This window comes from Vibrio sp. CUB2 (assembly GCF_001557945.1).
GTDB lineage: Bacteria > Pseudomonadota > Gammaproteobacteria > Enterobacterales > Vibrionaceae > Vibrio > Vibrio owensii.
In genome coordinates, this window is sequence record NZ_LNRB01000007.1 from 1 (window position 1) to 18727 (window position 18727).

The 18727-nt window shown below is 45.2% G+C and carries 20 protein-coding genes; 9 read left to right on the forward strand and 11 right to left on the reverse strand.

Going from position 1 to position 18727, the window contains the following annotated elements:
- Positions 1 to 312: 312 nt before the first annotated feature.
- From ATB78_RS12650 to ATB78_RS12665, 4 genes are all read right to left on the reverse strand, one after another.
- Positions 313 to 1452 carry a flagellin gene (locus ATB78_RS12650; protein WP_061008828.1) on the reverse strand — a complete coding sequence of 380 codons (1140 nt, stop codon included), beginning with the start codon at positions 1450 to 1452 and terminating at the stop codon, positions 313 to 315.
- 172 nt (positions 1453 to 1624) lie between these two features.
- Positions 1625 to 3871 carry a hypothetical protein gene (locus tag ATB78_RS12655; protein ID WP_061008829.1) on the reverse strand — a complete coding sequence of 749 codons (2247 nt, stop codon included), beginning with the start codon at positions 3869 to 3871 and terminating at the stop codon, positions 1625 to 1627.
- A gap of 116 nt (positions 3872 to 3987) precedes the next feature.
- On the reverse strand, positions 3988 to 5412 hold the full coding sequence (gene melB, locus ATB78_RS12660; RefSeq protein ID WP_045480582.1) for a melibiose:sodium transporter MelB: 1425 nt from the start codon (positions 5410 to 5412) through the stop codon (positions 3988 to 3990).
- A gap of 88 nt (positions 5413 to 5500) precedes the next feature.
- Positions 5501 to 6853, reverse strand: coding sequence for an alpha-glucosidase/alpha-galactosidase (locus ATB78_RS12665; RefSeq protein ID WP_061008830.1), 1353 nt, complete (start codon positions 6851 to 6853; stop codon positions 5501 to 5503).
- A 328-nt stretch (positions 6854 to 7181) separates the two neighbouring features.
- Here ATB78_RS12665 and melR point away from each other — a divergent pair, with 328 nt between their 5' ends.
- A complete protein-coding gene (melR, locus tag ATB78_RS12670; RefSeq protein WP_061008831.1) occupies positions 7182 to 8180 on the forward strand; it encodes a transcriptional regulator MelR in 999 nt (332 codons plus the stop codon).
- 78 nt (positions 8181 to 8258) lie between these two features.
- Here the strand turns inward: melR and ATB78_RS12675 are convergent, their stop codons facing one another.
- Positions 8259 to 9161 (reverse strand): Dyp-type peroxidase, encoded by a 903-nt coding sequence (locus tag ATB78_RS12675; protein WP_061008832.1) that lies wholly within the window; start codon positions 9159 to 9161, stop codon positions 8259 to 8261.
- A 44-nt stretch (positions 9162 to 9205) separates the two neighbouring features.
- Positions 9206 to 9691, reverse strand: a complete 486-nt coding sequence (locus tag ATB78_RS12680; RefSeq protein ID WP_027726641.1) for a DUF2919 domain-containing protein — start codon at positions 9689 to 9691, stop codon at positions 9206 to 9208.
- A gap of 143 nt (positions 9692 to 9834) precedes the next feature.
- On the opposite strand from ATB78_RS12680, the gene ATB78_RS12685 reads away from it, so the two are divergent.
- Positions 9835 to 10188 (forward strand): DUF2956 domain-containing protein, encoded by a 354-nt coding sequence (locus tag ATB78_RS12685; protein ID WP_061008833.1) that lies wholly within the window; start codon positions 9835 to 9837, stop codon positions 10186 to 10188.
- A 1-nt stretch (position 10189) separates the two neighbouring features.
- On the forward strand, positions 10190 to 10522 hold the full coding sequence (locus tag ATB78_RS12690; protein ID WP_005436874.1) for a DUF4156 domain-containing protein: 333 nt from the start codon (positions 10190 to 10192) through the stop codon (positions 10520 to 10522).
- Positions 10523 to 10560: 38 nt separating this feature from the next.
- Here the strand turns inward: ATB78_RS12690 and ATB78_RS12695 are convergent, their stop codons facing one another.
- Positions 10561 to 10848, reverse strand: a complete 288-nt coding sequence (locus tag ATB78_RS12695) for a helix-turn-helix domain-containing protein (RefSeq protein ID WP_005445349.1) — start codon at positions 10846 to 10848, stop codon at positions 10561 to 10563.
- A 304-nt stretch (positions 10849 to 11152) separates the two neighbouring features.
- On the opposite strand from ATB78_RS12695, the gene ATB78_RS12700 reads away from it, so the two are divergent.
- From ATB78_RS12700 to ATB78_RS12715, 4 genes are read left to right on the forward strand one after another with little or no spacing between them, the layout of a single operon-like run.
- Positions 11153 to 11503, forward strand: coding sequence for an ArsC family reductase (locus tag ATB78_RS12700; protein WP_005436871.1), 351 nt, complete (start codon positions 11153 to 11155; stop codon positions 11501 to 11503).
- 18 nt (positions 11504 to 11521) lie between these two features.
- Complete coding sequence (gene dapE / locus ATB78_RS12705; protein ID WP_061008834.1) at positions 11522 to 12658, forward strand: succinyl-diaminopimelate desuccinylase; 1137 nt, start codon at positions 11522 to 11524, stop codon at positions 12656 to 12658.
- A 39-nt stretch (positions 12659 to 12697) separates the two neighbouring features.
- Positions 12698 to 13396, forward strand: a complete 699-nt coding sequence (locus ATB78_RS12710) for a M15 family metallopeptidase (RefSeq protein ID WP_061008835.1) — start codon at positions 12698 to 12700, stop codon at positions 13394 to 13396.
- Positions 13393 to 13596 (forward strand): DUF2897 family protein, encoded by a 204-nt coding sequence (locus ATB78_RS12715; RefSeq protein WP_033005406.1) that lies wholly within the window; start codon positions 13393 to 13395, stop codon positions 13594 to 13596. Before ATB78_RS12710 ends, ATB78_RS12715 begins: the two co-directional genes overlap by 4 nt.
- Before the next feature lie 128 nt (positions 13597 to 13724).
- On the opposite strand, the gene bamC is transcribed toward ATB78_RS12715, so the two are convergent.
- Both bamC and dapA read right to left on the reverse strand, forming a co-directional pair.
- Positions 13725 to 14744, reverse strand: coding sequence for an outer membrane protein assembly factor BamC (gene bamC, locus ATB78_RS12720; protein ID WP_005436864.1), 1020 nt, complete (start codon positions 14742 to 14744; stop codon positions 13725 to 13727).
- Positions 14745 to 14810: 66 nt separating this feature from the next.
- Positions 14811 to 15689 carry a 4-hydroxy-tetrahydrodipicolinate synthase gene (gene dapA / locus ATB78_RS12725; protein ID WP_009707394.1) on the reverse strand — a complete coding sequence of 293 codons (879 nt, stop codon included), beginning with the start codon at positions 15687 to 15689 and terminating at the stop codon, positions 14811 to 14813.
- A gap of 408 nt (positions 15690 to 16097) precedes the next feature.
- Between dapA and ATB78_RS12730 the strand changes: the two genes are divergently transcribed.
- Together ATB78_RS12730 and bcp are read left to right on the forward strand one after the other, a co-directional pair.
- A complete protein-coding gene (locus tag ATB78_RS12730; protein WP_005436861.1) occupies positions 16098 to 16640 on the forward strand; it encodes a glycine cleavage system protein R in 543 nt (180 codons plus the stop codon).
- 16 nt (positions 16641 to 16656) lie between these two features.
- Entirely contained in the window at positions 16657 to 17127 is a 471-nt protein-coding gene (gene bcp / locus ATB78_RS12735; protein WP_005433058.1) for a thioredoxin-dependent thiol peroxidase, read from the forward strand.
- A 64-nt stretch (positions 17128 to 17191) separates the two neighbouring features.
- Here the strand turns inward: bcp and ATB78_RS12740 are convergent, their stop codons facing one another.
- The gene (locus ATB78_RS12740) at positions 17192 to 18262 is read right to left on the reverse strand and encodes an AI-2E family transporter (protein WP_061008836.1); all 1071 of its coding nucleotides are present in this window, start codon (positions 18260 to 18262) and stop codon (positions 17192 to 17194) included.
- Position 18263: 1 nt separating this feature from the next.
- A complete protein-coding gene (locus tag ATB78_RS12745; RefSeq protein WP_009707396.1) occupies positions 18264 to 18500 on the reverse strand; it encodes a sulfurtransferase TusA family protein in 237 nt (78 codons plus the stop codon).
- Positions 18501 to 18727 lie beyond the last annotated feature (227 nt).

Consider the following 18727-nt stretch of genomic DNA (forward strand, 5'->3'; position numbering starts at 1 on the left):
AACGCTGAGCGGTCATCGCTGATACGTTTGTGTTTACATTCACTGCCATGGTGATTTCTCCAATTGATTTTCCGATGTAGCGGTTTCCGACGTCTCGGAAAACCAAGTAGTTCTCTCAAAGTTACTTTTATTAACGGCGCATGCCCTGTTTTCTTTAGAAAAAATTTTAGATTTTTTTGAAAATAATTCGTTTGGAGGGGTAATCGTGACGAAGTGGATAAAAAAGCAAAAAAACTTTCATTTTTCGCTAAAGCTTCTTTTCGAATTGTCGATACAGGCTGATTTTGCGTTAAATTCGTGTGGTGCTAATCATTAACCAAGCAGCGTCAAAGCAAGGTTTGGCGCTTGTTTTGCTTGTGCCAGAATAGAAGTACTGACCTGTTGTAAGATCTGCTGCTTCACCATTTGAGTGGTTTCTTTGGCGTAGTCGGTATCTTGAATACGGCTGTTCGAAGCCGCTAGGTTTTCGTGGATGTTATCCAGATTATTGATCGCATGATTAAAGCGGTTTTGATACGCACCTAGCTCAGCACGATGGCTGTCCACTGTTTTCATGGCATCATCTAGAATACCAACCGCCATCTGAGCACCACCCACCGTACTGATATCAATTTTATCTACCGTTCTTTTTACGGTGACATACTTGTCAAGCTCTAACTCATCACCCAAACCACCACTGAAGGTTGGTCCAGGGTATCCTATGGCATCTTTATAGGACATCAGTAACTGCAGTTGCCCCTCTTCATTAACAGACGCTTTTACTTTATCGGTTTGCCCATTAATGTAAGTAGCGAGTTCTTCTATATCGTCACCTGCTTTAGCTTCAATACGGATCTCCTGCTCTTCAAAATTGTTATCACGATAGTGGATAACAATATCGTTGTTTCCGTTTTGAACCGTCCAATCGGAGCCGACCCTTTGAGATGATCTCATAGAAAAGCTAGCAAAAGATTCCGGCTGCATAGTCCGTAGGCCAATTTGTACCGCTTCACCAGCAGTTGCACCGATTTGAAAAGACGATGTGCCAAATGTGCCATTCAGTAATTTACGCCCACCAAATGAGGTGGTTTCCGCAATACGACTTAACTCATCATTTAAAGCAGAGACCTCTTCTTGCAGCGCTGTACGTTCCGCTTTGCTGTTTGAACCGTTAGCAGACTGTAGCGACAAATCACGCATACGTTGCATGATATTAGTCACTTCATTCATCGCGCCTTCCGCAGTTTGCATAATGGAAATGCCGTCGTTCGCGTTACGCACGGCAACATCCAAACCACGCATTTGCGATTGCAAGCGGTTGGAGATTTGCAGGCCCGCAGCGTCATCCTTTGCGCTGTTAATACGCTTCCCTGAAGACAAACGCTCCATGGATTGGTTCAGCATGTCAGTTGCACTGGTCAAATGACGCTGTGCGACAAGTGCTGCCACATTGGTATTAACGGTGATCGCCACAAATATTGGGTCCTGAAATTAAGGCTTTGGATACTTATCGACCAAGTTTCAGAAAGGTTTAGTGTTTTTTGGAAAAGAGATGTGGTTACGCATTTCCCGACGAGACAGCGAATAGCAAAAAGCCTAGTGATGACACACTAGGCTTTGTGTTTATGAGCAAAGACGACTCAGATTATTTTCTTACTTCGCTGCTTGAGTTGGCCGCAAGAGTAACTGTCACATAACTCACTCGTTGTCCGTTCACGAACTTGTGCTCAGCAGGAACAGACTGCCCATCAACAACAAGCGTCGGGTAATCGCCATAGAACCAAGCTTCCCACTCTAAGTTTTGCTCAGAGGTATTGGTTAGCGTCGACCGTTCTAATCCATCATGACGCAAAGTTAGCTCGTGCTCTCCCATCGGAAGCTGCTCAACTTGAAGCCAGTCAATATCGGTTGTTAGATGTGACGCGGTTACAACTCGATGGTTTGCCGCATCAGGCTTGATGCCCATCAACCCCTCAATGGTATTCGAAATAAAGGTAAAAGAGATTTCAGGATAGTCACCGTTAGTACCTTGAGTTGGACGCTCATGGGGCTCGTCTTTGATATCCATGATGTACTGCATCCACTTCCATGCTTCCGCATTACGATTGTAAGGGAAGTAGGTTTCAGGGATATAAGTGTAAGCCTCAATGTTGTATGGCGCTTCCGGCGTACTTCCAATTCCATCACCCAGATTTTCTGTAATAAAGTCTAAGTAGCGGTCGTTACGTTCTCCAGGTTCAGTGATCAGCTTCATTGGCATGAACCAACTGTTTTCTTTACCGAAGTCATTCATACGGAAGCCGTCACGCTGAACGATGTTAACGTAGTTATCCAACGGTTTATTTGGATCCGCAATACTCCATTCTTCATTAAAGAAGTCTTTAAGTTGCTGTGCTTTCTCTTGCCAAAGCGCCGCCTCGCTGTACTCTTCACGAGCTCCAAGCATTGCAGCATACGCGACCGTCGCTTGGTATTGAGAGCCTATGCCATCACCGGCTTCAATTGGGAATTCGCCACGCTCGTTGTAAGTTGCGGATCCTTCAAAAATACCACCATAACCTTCGGCAATACCGTTAGGATCTTGATCGTCGTGAAGCGCGATATAATCCGTCAGTACCTTGGTGTAAAAACGCCATAAATCTGGGTCCTCGATGTAACGCTTGTCACCTGTCCATTGATATTGCTTCCATGCTTTTTCCACAAACTCAAATTGCGCAGGCACTTCACGTACAAACCAGCTGTCATCTTTGTAGTCAATGGTATGTGGCGTGCCATCAAAGTTAACCGCCCACAAGGTATACCATTTTCTCGATTCCGTAGAATGCTTAGCGAAGGTCTTAAACATCGAAAAGTTTTCGGCATCTAGACCAGCGATTTTGGCTCCACTAGCTTGATGTAAGAAGTCGCGAGAGTAGAAAGCCGTTCGGTCAAAATAGCCAGCCCAGTAAGATGGAATGTAATCAGCCGTGCCATCACCGTCATTATTGTTCTCATCACGGTTAACCAGATCATGCTGCCCTGTCATAACGAAGCGACGTGTTTTATCAATTGCCCATTCAAACGAATCTTGAAGTTTCTGATTCGAGGACGTGACGACAACCTGCTTCTCTTTTTCAATCGCCGTTAATGTCCATTTTTCTTCTTTGCCATTTGCATCTGTTACTACCGCTTGCACTGGTTGAGTAAAGTCCACGACTTCACCCACATCCAAATTTGGTCGGCTTTGTTCAGAAACCAAAAGTGTACTCACCGTTATGGCACTTAAATCGGTGCCATAAGGGACTTGGAACTCGACGGTTCGCTGAGTTTTATCAATGCCCGTCACACCGACCTGTTGCTCGGCTTTAAATTGAATGATTTGATTAAAACTAACAGGCTGGCTCCTGTTCACTCTTACTAAAGACACACTGTCGACGCTCACACCTCCGACATCAGATCCTGTAAACCAGACTTTAATTTGCTCGCCTTTCTCTAGTGGAATAGCTGGCAGAGTATTTGGCTTATATATTTCACCCTCTGTATTTTCGTCTTTGGTTTTTTCAATCGTCTGGCTGACTAGAACCTCATCGGTCAGATTACTCAAGCCAAGAATGGCGTCATCACTTGGGCTGCTGATGAAGGCGGATAAATCATAAAAGCCCGTCTCAGGAACGGTAACTATTTGGCTTACATGATGGTTGGTTCCGGTGGCAATCCTCGCCATCGACTCACCAACATAAGCGTCTTCATACTTCACATTGGCAAACCAGTAACTCCACCCTAAACCGTCATTTTCAAAGGTAGAATTTGAGACAAGGTTGTCGCCTGTCGAAGAATCATCATCAGACGAGCTATTACAACCGGACAAAGCAAGGGCGACAAGAATCGCTGAAGCAAGTATTTTCAGTTTCATTTTTTTCTCGTAGGGATAGCGTGGTTATTAGATAACGTTTATTCGGGATGCTGCCGGCGACATAAAATGAAGACGCCGGCATGTTTATTGTTACTTTTTAATAGCTATAAGGTGCGTTAAACCGCTTGAATGGATTCTGGAGAAACTTTCGTTTTCTCATCAGAATCGTTGGCTACGATATGGTCGTATTTCTCGGTCAGGTGATCCTGAATTTTTTGGTGGTAAGCACCGTTGAGTTTGTAGAAGCGGAAGTACACAACCAAAGCGATGGCGAAGAAGAACGCAGGCAGACCAACCATGATGCATTGCATGCCAAACACGGTTTCAGGGCTTTGTTCCATGTTCGGTACATAATCCACTGCGGTCAGTGCGATACCAATGAAGAAAGCCGCAAAAGCTGAACCAGCTTTAACCACCAGCGTTTGTACTGAGTAAGCAATACTCTCGCAGCGTGAACCTAGCTTGTACTCACCATAGTCCACTGTATCCGCCACCATAATGACGTTCAGTACCCAAAATAGCGCCGTACCGATTTGCAATAACACACCCGCGGTAGAAATCAGCAGAATGCTTTGTTTGTCGTACATGCCTACGTAGATAAGGACTGCACTGCCTAGGATTGGGAAGCTCGATGCACACGCCCATAACACTCGACGTGAGAACATTTGCGCCAATTTAGGGAACAACACCAGTGTAATTAGGTTCGCGATACCAGCGTAAGCCATGTAGTAAGGGAAAAGTTCCTCATTACCGACTACATAGGTGAAGTAGTAAACCGCAAAGGCTGTGATGATGTTGGTAGCGAGGTTGTATGACAGTGCCATACAAAGCACGCTAGTCAGTTGGTCATTTTTGTAGATAAGCGAGAGAAGCTTCTTCAGTGAGACTTTTTCTTCAGGTTTCGTTACGTCAAGGTTGCTGGTTGAGTAGCGCTCTTTCACGTTACGTAGCGTGATATATGTTGAGACGAGGAAACAACCGACAAGCAAAATCGCAAACACTTGGAAGCCAAATCCTTTGTCGTCGCCACCAACATAATTGACGAACGGCATTGCGATAGCGGCGGTAACAATCCATGCAAGACTGGCAAAGAATCGAGGGTACGGTACAAGCTCTTCACGCTCACGTTTGTCCAGAGTGAGTGTCGGAACCAGTGACCAGAAAGGGATATCCATTAAGGTGTAGGTCATGCCCCACAAAATGTAAGTCACTGCTGCATAAGCAATAAGCCATGGCCCTTCGATGTGATGCGCACTAAACAACATGAGCAACACCACTGAGTTGGTAATGGTGCCAATTAAGATCCAAGGTTTAAATTTACCCCAACGTGTGCGAGTGTTGTTCACGATCCAACCCATAATCGGGTCATTCACGGCATCCCAAATACGCGCAATTAAGAAAATGGTTCCCACCACGGCAGCCGAAATACCAACAACATCGGTGTAGTAGAACATCAGGTACATGTAAACGATGGTGATAGCGAAGTCTTTACCAAATGCGCCAAAGCCGTAGCTTAGCTTGGTATTCATAGAGATACTCATTTGTTACTCCTTACGCCCCCTCATCGAGAAGGCGCAGTATATTCACGTTATTGTCGTTTTTATTGATATTGGTTTTGTGATTCTGTATTTACTGATGCACCCACGCAGGCAACCAACCTTCATGTGCTTCAATCAAATCGTCAACAAGGGCATAAATCTCTTCGAGTCCAAGCACTGCTGCGGTATGAGGATCAAGCATGGCAGCATGATAGATACGATCTCGGTTCTCAGTGAGGATGGCTTCCGTCAGCAGAGTCTGAACATTGATGTTGGTCTGCATTAATGCCGCTAAGTGATTTGGTAGTCGGCCTGCTTTGATAGGTTGAACGCCATTTGCGTCGACCAGACAAGCTACCTCCACACAACAACCTTGTGGCAAGTTGTCAATTAACGCTTCATTCTTCACGTTGCCGTAGATAACACTCGGCGTGCCTGTCCAAATCGAGTTCATGATGGTGCTCGCGTATTCATGCGACTCTTTGACGGTGATTTGATCCGCGTTTTTGAAGTCTTCGAGGTCTTTTTTCCAATCAGCAATTTGTTCTACACAACGTTTAGGATATTCATCCAATGGCACTTTATAACGTTCGATCAGATCTGGGCGATTTGGTTTGATGAAATATGGGGTGTATTCAGAAAAATGTTCTGATGATTCCGTCACAAAGTAGCCCAACTTCTTAAACATCTCGTAGCGGACTAGGTTGGTACAGCGACCATTGTGGTGCAGACCCGGCTTCGGCGCCTGGCCTGATTCAAATGCCTCAAGCAAATCAGGATAAATGTCGACATACTCCCCCTGCTCGTTTTTCTTTTCGAACGTCAGGTAATAAGCCATGTGGTTTATGCCAGCACAGGTGTAACGAAGGTCTGAATATTCGATATCAAGGTCGCGAGCCAGCTCTTCCGCCGTCCCTTGCACGGAATGGCACAAGCCTACTTGTTTGATGTGAGGGTATTTCTCATACATGGCCCAAGTGTTCATCGCCATTGGGTTAACGTAGTTGAGCATGGTGGCATTTGGACACACTTCAGTCATGTCTTCACACACGCTCCAAAGGTGAGGAATAGTGCGCAGTGAACGCATGATGCCGCCAGGGCCTAAGGTGTCGGCGATGGTTTGCTCCAAACCGTGACGCTTGCAAACCTCAAAGTCCGTTACAGTGCATGGCTCATACCCACCGATTTGGAATGCGATAACGACAAAGTCTGCGCCTTGCAATGCTTCTTTTTGGTTTAAGTGACAAGTGATCATCCCCGTCGCACCGGATGATTCCATCAACTTGCTTACTACTAGGTGTGATTCCTCCAAGCGGATTTCATCAATATCCATCAAGGCAATTTGCGCCCCTTTGAAGGCCGGCTTATGGAACACATCGCCAAGAATGTTCTTCACAAAAATCGTAGAACCCGCACCGATGAATGTGATTTTAGGGCTTTTCATAGTTGAATCCTTTTTGCTTTCATACTTTTGTTTCGATGCATTTAAGTTACACCTGTCGCAAGGCCGAATTCGTCTCAGATAAACCAATCACTCTCCCGTTTCCTAATATTTAAAATCAACCAATAAAAAATCTTAGGAAATGGGATATTTTTGTGTAAATCACGGATAAAGAAGGTGGAAAGATACGCTGAAGCTTGCTAGCACGGCGATTTAAGTCACATAACCAAAATCTTATAAAACAGAGTAATCGGTGTTTTTGAAGCTGTTCTGAGTTTTGTTTCAACAGATTTAGTACAAAGAACTTATACAGTTTCCTAAGAGGTGGGCGATGGCGAAGGTAGAGTTAGATCCATTGAAAGTCGTGATTCAAGATAAGTATTCTTCCGAAACGGTTTCTGTAAGCCCACTTTCGCTGTACTCATCTTATGAAAAAATCGATATCGAGCTTAGGCCGCCCCACTCTATGCCGGGTTATCACTGGCATGGACAAGTAGAGGTGAACATTCCTTTTGGCGATGATGTTGAGTACATCATTAATGGCAGCCCAGTGGTGGTGAAAGCAGGCTCGATAGGATTGTTTTGGGCGTCAGTTCCTCATCGACTCACCAATCCGGGCAAGAGTCATAATATGGGGATCATCAATATTCCGATTCACCACTTTATGTCTTGGACGCTCAATCGAGACTTCGTCAATCAGATCACCCATGGTTGTGTGCTGCAATCAAACGCCAGTTCATTAGTCAGCGAGTTTGAGTTAGCACGCTGGGCTGAAGAAATAAGCCACCCTTCGGAAAGTCGCCAGCAATTAGCGATTGATGAAATTGGCTTGATGTTAAAAAGAATGTGCTTAGATGGTTGGCTACAACTGAGCATCAATAAACAAGAGAAGTCGACCAAGAAAGGCGTCTCCAAGCACTCGCAGTTTTACGTCAGTCAAATGCTGGAATACATTGCCACCCATCATAACCAGCCGATCACGATAAAAGACATAGCAGAGCACATTGGGCTGCACACTAACTACGCGATGAACGTGTTCCAACGAACCATGCAGATGACCATCAAGCAATACATCACGGCAATGCGGATTAACCACGCCAGAGCGCTGTTGAGTGATACTGACCGGACAATTTTAGATATTGCTTTAACGGTAGGTTTTAATTCTAGCAGCCGATTTTATGAGACTTTTCAGAATTATATTGGTGTAACGCCAACGCAATATCGCAAGAAGTCACGCGAAGATCATCGCTGGAGCAGTCACAGTACCAGCCCACTTTACGAACTAGAGAAAGGCGCCATTGATGGCAAAAGACCACTGACGATCAGTTAGTCTTATCAGGCAAGAATGAGGGGAAACAAAAAAGGCAGATCACTCTGCCTTTTTAATCATTGGAGGGTTAGCGAAGAATCACTTAATCGCCAATTCCACTAGCATTTCTTGTGAAGGAGCGAAGAAGTACGCACCTGTTACCGCTTTAGTGAAGCGAAGCAGTTGGTCAGTCTTACCATCAGTCACACCATACATGCTCTCAAGCATCACTTTGATGTTGTGGATAGTGTTGCAGTAAGAGATGAACAACAGACCGTGTGCGCCCGTTACTGTGCCGTATGGCAAGCTGTGACGAACGATCTTAAGGCCTTTGCCTTCTTCTTTGATGTCCACACGACCTACGTGAGAAGCAGCAGGAACATCTTCTAGCTCGATAGAATCTGGCTTAGTACGGCCAATTACTTTCTCTTGTGCAGATACGTTCAAACGGTTCCATGCAGGAAGGTTGTGCTCAAAGCGTTGAACCATCACGTAGCTACCACCAGCGAAAGCACCGTCTTTGATCAATGCAACGTCAGCACGCGCGTCGCCTTTCGGGTTCTCTGTGCCATCAACAAATTCTGTCATGTCACGAGCATCTAGGTAACGGTAGCCGTATGTTTCGTCAACAATTGTTACATCTTCTGCTGTGTCCACTAGGAACTTACGCAGAACGTAGAAGTGCAAATCGTGGCGCGTTGAATGACAGTGGATCAGCACATCAACGTCAGATGCCGGAGCAATCACGTCACCTTCACCCAATTGTGGGAAATCAATCAACTCTTCTGGCATTTGCATGTTTAGGTGCTGCCAGAAAGACTTAGTGAATGCGATAGAAATCGTTAGGTCTGCACCTGGTTGGTTCGCATTGAGCTCTTTTACTAGCTCAGGTAGCGCTTTTAGTTTCGCCAGTACGTTTTCACGGTTTTGGTTCACTTTTAACTGAGTGTAAAGTGCAAATGGTCCTGCTTCAGGCACAATCGCCGTTTGAGCTTGTGACATTGAGAAATCCTCTATACATTGCCCCATGCGGGAATTTTTTGTTCTTAATTCTTCGATGGCTGTTCTTCTTTGTGCTCAACTTGTGGCACGTTGAAACAGTCTTTCACCCATCTTCCATTAAAAAGATAGATCATAAACCAAGCTAACAGGGTAATAGTGAGCGCGTTTGCCCAGTTGAATACACCATGTTCTAAGTAGACATGATACATGGTCTGAACCAATTGAATACCGCACAAGATCAAAGTCATGGCACGACCATGCTGCGTAATTTGATTCACCCAACCTCTGTCTGGATGACGTAAGCCCATCAACCACATCAATAATAAACTTGGAATACCCATCGATAGTCCGAGATATAGCGTATTTGAGTCGGGATAAACAATCGATAATATCTTGCTACCGCTGTCTCTACTCACTCCTGCCATGGCAAACACCACCCAAGAGCGCGCTAGGAACATCCACCCTAGCCATAACATAATTGGCGCTTTCAAAAATCCATGAGCGTCGTACTGATCAAATGAGTAACGCACAATATCGTCTTCTTAGTTTCATAAAAACGCCACTTTAACTGATCGCTTCAGAGTTGCAACCCAGCAAAGCTGAGAACTAAAGTTCATTTCATCATCTTACGCAGGTAAACTAGGTTTAGATTTACAGTGACGTCGATGGAAACATGAAGAAGAAAAACACAGCAGCACCCGTTCCTTCCCTAGAAACCCAAACTGAAGCGATGAAGATTGCTAAATCCACGCAAAAGCCAGGGCAAACCAAAGAACAGACTAAACTGATCGCTCAAGGTATTGAGAAAGGCATTGCTCAGTACAAGAAGCAGCAGAAAGAGCGCAACCGACAAGCGGATAGAGCGAAGAAAAAGCAGCAGAGAGAAAAACAACGCCAAGTCGATGACGTAGTTGAACAAGATTCAGCAAACGTTGAAGCACCAACGAGCAAACCTGCCGTCTTACCTTGGGCGCTATTGGTTTTGAGTTGGGCAGGTTTTGCGGCTTACATCATGATGGGGAAATAGCATGCAACGTTATGTGATGATAGGAAGCATCGCATTGGCTTTGATGGGGTGTTCATCACCATCCATACTGCCAACTGAACTAGGTAGTGATGTGCAGATCCGCATTGATAGTCAGTTCAATCCAGAGCAATGCGAGTACTTAGGTGAAGTCACTGGTAGCGAAGGGCATTGGTATAATTACTTGTTCTACACCAACGATGCCATGATGCATGGTGCGATGGCCGATTTGAAAAACAACGCCGCTTTGCTCGAAGCAGACACCGTTTACATGGTCTCTCCTCAAGACTTTGTAACTTCTTTCAGCGTGCTGGGTACTGCCTACCGCTGCCAATAAGCGTTTTCCAGACGTAAAAAAAGCCAGCAATTGCTGGCTTATGCACGAAATCCAAGACTGCTAGCGATATCTCCCTCTCGCTCAAGAACCCATTGACTGTCAAAAGGTCCCCAATCCGAAAGTTGGTAATAGCCGTCGTTATGACGTCGACCATCTTGAACGAAGATGAGTTCGATGCCGATCCCCGGTAATGCCTTGAGTACATCTTGAATAGTACGACGAGGCCACCCCGTTCTTTCGATCAATTTTGGTACATTTGGCCTTTCTAGGTTTTCCACCAACAAGGCCAAATATAGCCGCCTTGCAAAAACAGGACTCAATTCCATTGACACCTCCTAAAATTGTGCTGATTCATTATTTCTTTTTTGCTCGGCGAGATGTTGCGTTTGATCAATAACTCGACTTTTCCGTGCTATTTAGCCGAGTTTTTTATCAATCTGATCACCATTTGGTGGAGGAATGAGCTACAAAATAAGCCTGAATAGAGCACTGACCTGTGAAATATTCGCCGCATGATTTTGTCACATTGGTTGCTTCTTGATAGGATGCTTGAACAGCCAAAAACAATGCAAAATCGGGCGTTCCATAGCGCAAACCGATAAGTAAAGTACAAAGAGAAAAGGAAATAATATGACGATCACTATGTTCGGCATCCCAAACTGCGACACGATTAAAAAAGCCAAGAAATGGCTAGAAGCGGAAAACGTTGCTTTTGATTTTCACGACTACCGCAAACAAGGTATCGATGCGGCAATGGTAACTGAATTTTGTAACGCACTAGGTTGGGAGCAAGTTCTGAACAAGCGTGGCACGACTTTCCGTCAACTGACTCAAGAGCAAAAAGATTCTCTTAACGAAGAAAACGCAATCGCGCTGTTGGTAGAAAACCCAGCGATGATTAAGCGTCCAATCTTGAAAGTTGAAGACCAACTTCATATCGGTTTCAAAGCAGACCAATACGCGACCATTTTTAACTCTTAATTTAAGGAACATTCAAGGATGACAGACAGTCCAGTACTGGCACTTGCTAAAGACCTGATTAGCCGCCAGTCCGTAACGCCTGAAGATGCAGGCTGCCAGGAAGTAATGATCGAGCGATTGAAAGCGCTTGGTTTTGAAATCGAAGTCATGGTGTTTGAAGACACCACAAACTTCTGGGCTCGCCGTGGTACAGAAGCACCATTGTTTGCTTTTGCCGGCCACACAGACGTTGTGCCAGCGGGTAAGCTAGAACAGTGGGATACACCACCATTTGAGCCGACCATTATTGATGGTTACCTTCACGGTCGCGGTGCGGCTGATATGAAGGGCTCACTGGCTTGTATGGTGGTTGCAGTTGAGCGCTTTATTGCTGAAAACCCAGACCACAAAGGCTCGATCGGCTTCTTGATCACTTCAGACGAAGAAGGCCCATTCATCAACGGTACCGTTCGCGTTGTTGAAACGCTAATGGAACGCGGCGAGAACATCGACATGTGCATCGTTGGCGAACCTTCAAGTACAGAAGTGGTTGGTGATGTAGTGAAAAATGGCCGTCGCGGCTCAATCACTGGTGACCTAACCGTAAAAGGTACACAAGGTCACGTGGCCTACCCTCACCTTGCAAACAACCCAGTTCACCAGTCTCTAATGGCTATCCATGAGCTTGCCACCACAGAGTGGGACCAAGGTAACGACTACTTCCCTCCGACTAGTTTCCAGATCCCGAATGTTTCAGCAGGTACTGGCGCGTCTAACGTCATTCCTGGCGAGTTCAACGTTCAGTTCAACCTGCGCTTTAGCACTGAACTCAGCAATGAAGTGATCGTTCAACGCGTCACTGAGACGCTGGATAAACACAAGCTAGACTACGATCTAAAATGGACCTTCAACGGCGACCCGTTCTTAACTGACACTGGCGCATTGCTAGACGCAGTGGTAGCAGCGGTTGATGAAGTAAACAGCACTAAACCTGCTCTTCTGACAACAGGCGGTACATCTGATGGTCGCTTTATCGCCCGCATGGGTGGTCAGGTGGTTGAACTTGGCCCTGTTAATGCGACGATTCATAAAGTGAACGAGTGCGTGAAAGTGGACGATCTAGAAAAGTTGACTGACATGTACGAGAACACGTTAAAGCATCTGTTAGCAAAATAGCGCCTACGTGCATAGCAAGTAGTATTTAACGAGAACACCATGACACCAGAGCAACTTACCGGAATCACTGACTCGCATCTGCAATCCACTTTAGTGGGTCAAAAAGCCTTTATGCTTCATCCAGAGGTCGCAGATGATTTGTTGCAGATGATTGATGCGGCAAACAAAGCGGGGTTTAAGATGGAAATTGCCAGCGGCTTTCGCGATTTCAACCGCCAAAAAGCCATCTGGAACGGTAAGTTTGCCGGTGATTTAACCATCTTAGATTCTCACTCCCAGCCTCTAAACAAGGCGGAGCTCAGTGATGAACAAAAGCTGATGGCCATTCTTCGTTGGTCTGCCCTACCGGGCGGAAGCCGACATCATTGGGGTTGTGATTTTGATGTCTACGCGCGTAACTTGCTACCGTCAGACACAAAATTGCAATTAGAGCCGTGGGAATACTTAGAAGGTCACCAGTTACCTTTCTATCAATGGTTAGCAGCCAATTTAGAGCGCTTTGGTTTCTTCTTCCCTTATCAGCAAGATTTGGGTGGCGTTGCCATTGAACCCTGGCACATCAGCCATCGTTCTGTAGGGCAGCAATGTCTAACCCATTTGACGCCCGAAGTTCTGAGAAATCAGCTTATTGAGCAAAATCAGATCGATAACATTGCAGGGATTGACGTCATATTGAATAATTTGGATAAGGTCGTTACCAAATTCATTCACAATATCACGCCGCCGGAGGCTCTATGATCGAACTATTAACCAACCCTTGGGTCATTATCATCATAGTGGTCAGTATCGTGGTGGGAAATATTGCTGCGCTCAAGTACACCGCAAAAATGAAGTTTGGTCAGATGGATAAAGGTCGTAAGAACGATTTAGATAAGCTGAACGAGCTGGATAAAGAACGCTACGGCGAAAATGGAGAGAAGAAAGACGACTCTCGTTAATATCTCATTTGAGCTTACTCTGAACTCAAACCAAAGTACTGAGTACTCTTATTAAAACAAATACTAAAAAGGGACCAAGAAGGTCCCTTTTGTTTATCTGTGTCTAATTACTTAGCTGTCTTAAGCAATTAATCTTTCACTACCGCAGCCAATACTGGCGCAAGTGACTTCAAGAATTCTTCTTCTACTGGCTTACCAGAAGAGTCGGTAATGTTGATAGAAGTACGGTTACCCAAGTCACCCAATAGGAAAGTATATTTACCTGCTGCTAGGTCTACTGGTTTCACACCGATGTCATTCCAGAAAGCATCATCAGGTGATGCGTATTTCGCTGTCACCGTACCTTGAGATTGGCTGCGCTCTTCGATAGTGAAGCCCATCTTCGGCATGATGTCTGGTAGGCGGTTCCACACTACGTTGTATTGAGCACGAGCAATGATCACTGGTAGGCCGCTACGGTCTTTACCCATAGTAATTGGGATGTGCTTCACTAGCTCTTGTGCTTTACGCTGTGCTTCTTCACGAACGTGCTGGTCATAACGAGCAGTAACCAAGTTAGTCATAAACACGTTGTAACGCTCACGGTTAGTACGTGTTACTTCTTTAACTTGATTGCCTTCACGCCAATCAATCAAGCTCACTTTAAAGCCATGGCGACCGTTCATCTCACCACGAGTAATTTCGTAGCGGCTGCCAATTTCCATGTCTTCATCTGGTGAGTTCCAAGTTACCCAACCTGTTTCGATACGATTGTCGGTTTGGTTTTCTACTGGGATCTTGTTCTCAGCAACCATGTCTTGAACGGTTTGCCAAACTTTATCCAATTCATCCTTGCGAAGCAGCCACAGTGTTACTTCACCGTCATTGCTGCGATCTAGGCGAGCACCAGGGATCAATTCCAATACTTGCTGCGGCGGACGAATATCCACTTCTTTACCAATACCACCAGCGTACTCACCTTGTGGGATACGGTAGTTAGGGTAAAACTGAGGAACAGCACCTGCGGGAACACTCCACTCTTCAAGAGGAGGGGTGTTCAAGTACTCGAAGTCGTCTTTTGCTTGACGACGCTGGTTTGCACCACCTGAACAGGCAGTCAATACGAATACAGCTAGTGAACTTAACACTAACTGGCTTGAAAGCTTCATTTATACTCCTAAAACACTGAGGGCTTATTTGCCCCCAGCATGAACTTCAATCCTAGCAACTCAATCTTAATAAATACCGGCGTCGGTTAGCGCCTGTTCCACGACTGGCTGCGATTTTTCAGAAAGTGGGGTCAAAGGAAGACGCAGTTCACCTTCTTCAATCAAACCAAGCTTATGCGCAGCCCATTTTACTGGGATTGGGCTTGATTCAACGAATAGGTTCTTGTGCAGAGTCATCAAACGTTCGTTGATCGCTTCTGCTTCGTCGTATTTTCCTTCACTTGCCAAATGGAACATGTCTGCCATGTCCTTAGCCGCGATATTGTTCGTTACCGAGATAACGCCATGACCGCCAAGTTTAACAAATTCTAGGCCAGTCGCATCATCACCACTTAGTAAGATAAAATCTTCGCCACAAAGTTCACGGTGAAGTGCAATTCGGCTTAAATCGCCTGTCGCGTCTTTTAGAGCAACGATATTATCAAGCTTTGACAAGCGTGCCACTGTCTCAGGCAACATATCTACCGCAGTACGACCCGGTACATTGTACAAAATTAGAGGTACGTCACTCGCTTCAGCAATTGCTTTATAGTGTTGGTACAAACCTTCTTGAGTTGGTTTGTTGTAGTAAGGCGTTACGCTCAGGAAACCCGTAATACCAGAATCAGCCAATAATTTGCTAAATGTCACTGCTTCGTGGGTTGCGTTTGCACCCGTACCAGCAATCACTGGGATACGACCGTTTGCAAACTCAACGGTTTTATTCACGACCTTTACATGCTCTTCAATGGTTAGAGTCGCTGACTCACCAGTGGTGCCAACTGCAACAATACCGTCTGTACCTGCTTCAACATGGTACTCAACAAGCTTTTGTAGACTATCAAAATCTACTTCACCATCTGATTTTAGTGGTGTAATCAGCGCTACGATACTTCCTGAAAACATGTTTATCTCCCTCATTTTACTCTTTCTGCATGGTACTGTAATGCGATTGAAAAACACAAGAGCGTAAACTCGCTTACAAAGTACAAATGAATGAATAATTATCAGTTGTTAGAGGTCTCGCAACTAAAATGTGAATTTTGTTCTCAATCCTAGCCATTCTGATAATTGTGTTTGGTGGCGACATGCCGTGAATAAACCTAGGCCGCCGCTTTTAATTAGGCGCGGAATATACTCTCTCGTCATGAGGTTCAAGTCAGCGTTGAGTGAATTAATAGAGTACTCAACAATCAAACTGTTCACTTAATCAACAAAGCGTTTTAACAAGTTTAAAAAAAGAACTGACTCGACATTTCTGTGCCGTATCTGTGCTAACATCTCTCTATTGAAGAAAGGACAAGAAGCTCATTTATGAAGCAACATCTGGTACTTACAGCGGTTGGAACGGATCGTCCGGGCATATGTAACCAAGTGGTTAAGCTCGTCACACAAGCTGGCTGTAACATTGTCGATAGCCGTATCGCTATCTTTGGTAATGAATTCACTCTTATCATGCTGCTTACTGGTAACGCCAGTAATGTCACCCGCGTCGAAACGCAACTGCCACTACTAGGTCAAGAACACGACCTTATCACTATCATGAAACGCACGTCAGCACATGAGTTGCTCGACAACAGCTACACCATGGAAGTGTTCATTGAATCAGAAGACCGTATCGGCCTCACTGAGAAGTTCACACAATTCTTCGCCGATAAACAGATTGGTCTAGATTCCCTTAGTGCGCAAACAATCAGTAAATCAAAAATCCAATTAGATGCCGATCAGTTCCACATTGCGATCACCGCTTCAGTGAGCTCTGACTGTAATCTGATGCAATTACAAGAAGATTTCGATGAACTTTGTAATACGCTCAACGTACAAGGTTCTCTGAATTTCATTAAAAACAATCTATAAAGTAAAGGATATAACAATGAATACGCTGACAGCAGGCTCGCCAGCGCCAGCCTTCTCTTTGCTCGACCAAGATGGCAACACCGTTTCTCTCGGTGACTTCAAAGGTAAAAAAGTTCTGTTTTACTTCTACCCGAAAGCGATGACGCCGGGTTGTACCACTCAAGCAAAAGGCCTACGTGATGTAAAAGCAGAGCTAGATGCACACAATGTTGTGGTATTGGGCGTAAGTATCGACCCAGTAAAACGCCTTGGTAAATTCATCGAACGTGATGAGTTGAACTTCACGCTACTTTCAGACGAAGACCATGCGGTTGCTGACCAGTTCGGTGTGTGGGGCGAGAAGAAATTCATGGGTAAAGTGTACGATGGTCTTCACCGTATTAGCTTCCTGATCAACGAAGAAGGCGTAATTGAACACGTATTCAACAAGTTCAAAACCAAAGATCACCACGAAGTGGTTGTGAACTACTTGAAAGAGAACGCGTAAGCTTAGCTTTCATCCAAATACCAAAAAGCCCAGCATTCGCTGGGCTTTTTATTGGATTCGATTTCTATTCTTGTATCGGTTCGTTTTCTTCAGTACTTGGCAGTGCGTTCCATACCGCTTTTACTAGTGTCGCCAACGGAATTGCGAAGAAGACGCCCCAGAAGCCCCACAAACCACCGAAGACCAACACTGCAACGATAATCGCCACAGGGTGAAGGTTTACCGCTTCAGAGAACAACACAGGGACTAATACGTTACCGTCTAGTGCTTGAATAATGCCGTAAGCGACCAATAACCAGTAGAACTGCGGTGTTAAGCCCCATTGGAACAAACCAACAATCGCAACAGGCACCGTCACTGCAGCCGCACCGATGTACGGGATAAGCACTGACAAACCCACCGCTACAGCGAGCAATGCAGAGTAGCGCAGGTCAAGAATCGCGAACGTCACGTAACTTACGCCACCCACGATAAGGATTTCTAAAACTTTACCGCGAATGTAGTTCGAGATTTGCTCGTTCATCTCGTGCCAAACTTTGTTCGCTAGCTTACGGTTTTTCGGCAAAATGCCACTCGCCATGCGCAGCATTTCTTCTTTGTCTTTGAGCAAGAAGAACACCAACAGCGGAACAAGAATCAGATAAACCGCCAGTGTCGCTAAGCTTACCAAAGATGCCAAAGAGCCTTTTACCACACTCTCACCCAAACCAATGGCTTGGTTTTTCGCGTTGGTAACCACGGTTTCTACGATCTCTAGGTTTGCCAACTCAGGGTAACGCTGTGGCAGTGTAGCAATGAATTTTTGCAACCCTGCATACATGTTCGGGATATCGTTAATTAAATTCCCCACCTGAGTCCAAATCGTTGGCACGAGACCAAAGACAGCAATCAGCATCAAACCGATAAAAATCAGAATGACGGTAATGACGGAGAAAGTACGCGGAATACCCAAACGGCACATTTGTATCACTGGCCATTCAAGTAAGTATGCAAGAACGATCGCCACCAGCAATGGCGCAATCAAATGCCCGAAAAAGTAAATTGTGATAAAGCCGAACAGCAAGATCGCCACTAGGCTCACTGCATGTGGGTCTGAAAAGCGTCGCTTATACCAACGACTTACCATTTCAAGCATCTTATGAAGATTCCTTATTGAATACTGTCAACGTGAAGTGTTCCGGCGAAGTTTGGCAATCCACCGCATACCCTTGGTTAAGTAAATACTTCACGATATCGTGTTTAGAGCTTTTATCCACCACTTGAATGACAAGCTGATGATATTGCTGCGTTTCTCCCTGAAACACATCTGCAGCGTGACGCTTAGCAAGTAACAGTGCCATAGGGCAGCGTTGCTCGCGCAAATCGAGTAACATGGATTCCATTGTATTGCTCTGCACTTGTGATAGGGTTGTATTGTAACGGCTTTTTGAGCTGGTGCTAGTGATTTAAGCGTAGACGACAAAGACTTTATAATTCAAAATTTTAACATCTTGTAAGAAGTATCTACGAAACCAATCCGTTTATTTTCGGTCTTATAGCTAGCATATTCATCCCATAAGGATGACCATAATGCATGGTGGTCATGCTGAGAGGAACTCGG

What these genes read in the sequence shown, in the direction of transcription:
- melR (WP_061008831.1), top strand. Translation starts at nt 7,182, where the DNA reads ATGGCGAAGGTAGAGTTAGATCCATTGAAAGTCGTGATTCAAGATAAG.
- ATB78_RS12745 (WP_009707396.1), bottom strand. Translation starts at nt 18,500, where the DNA reads ATGTTACTCGATTTGCGCGAGCAACGCTGCCCTATGGCACTGTTACTT.
- bamC (WP_005436864.1), bottom strand. Translation starts at nt 14,744, where the DNA reads ATGAAGCTTTCAAGCCAGTTAGTGTTAAGTTCACTAGCTGTATTCGTA.
- ATB78_RS12655 (WP_061008829.1), bottom strand. Translation starts at nt 3,871, where the DNA reads ATGAAACTGAAAATACTTGCTTCAGCGATTCTTGTCGCCCTTGCTTTG.
- dapE (WP_061008834.1), top strand. Translation starts at nt 11,522, where the DNA reads ATGACAGACAGTCCAGTACTGGCACTTGCTAAAGACCTGATTAGCCGC.
- ATB78_RS12685 (WP_061008833.1), top strand. Translation starts at nt 9,835, where the DNA reads ATGAAGAAGAAAAACACAGCAGCACCCGTTCCTTCCCTAGAAACCCAA.
- ATB78_RS12710 (WP_061008835.1), top strand. Translation starts at nt 12,698, where the DNA reads ATGACACCAGAGCAACTTACCGGAATCACTGACTCGCATCTGCAATCC.
- bcp (WP_005433058.1), top strand. Translation starts at nt 16,657, where the DNA reads ATGAATACGCTGACAGCAGGCTCGCCAGCGCCAGCCTTCTCTTTGCTC.
- ATB78_RS12675 (WP_061008832.1), bottom strand. Translation starts at nt 9,161, where the DNA reads ATGTCACAAGCTCAAACGGCGATTGTGCCTGAAGCAGGACCATTTGCA.
- ATB78_RS12665 (WP_061008830.1), bottom strand. Translation starts at nt 6,853, where the DNA reads ATGAAAAGCCCTAAAATCACATTCATCGGTGCGGGTTCTACGATTTTT.
- ATB78_RS12715 (WP_033005406.1), top strand. Translation starts at nt 13,393, where the DNA reads ATGATCGAACTATTAACCAACCCTTGGGTCATTATCATCATAGTGGTC.
- ATB78_RS12700 (WP_005436871.1), top strand. Translation starts at nt 11,153, where the DNA reads ATGACGATCACTATGTTCGGCATCCCAAACTGCGACACGATTAAAAAA.
- ATB78_RS12695 (WP_005445349.1), bottom strand. Translation starts at nt 10,848, where the DNA reads ATGGAATTGAGTCCTGTTTTTGCAAGGCGGCTATATTTGGCCTTGTTG.
- ATB78_RS12690 (WP_005436874.1), top strand. Translation starts at nt 10,190, where the DNA reads ATGCAACGTTATGTGATGATAGGAAGCATCGCATTGGCTTTGATGGGG.
- ATB78_RS12730 (WP_005436861.1), top strand. Translation starts at nt 16,098, where the DNA reads ATGAAGCAACATCTGGTACTTACAGCGGTTGGAACGGATCGTCCGGGC.
- dapA (WP_009707394.1), bottom strand. Translation starts at nt 15,689, where the DNA reads ATGTTTTCAGGAAGTATCGTAGCGCTGATTACACCACTAAAATCAGAT.
- melB (WP_045480582.1), bottom strand. Translation starts at nt 5,412, where the DNA reads ATGAGTATCTCTATGAATACCAAGCTAAGCTACGGCTTTGGCGCATTT.
- ATB78_RS12740 (WP_061008836.1), bottom strand. Translation starts at nt 18,262, where the DNA reads ATGCTTGAAATGGTAAGTCGTTGGTATAAGCGACGCTTTTCAGACCCA.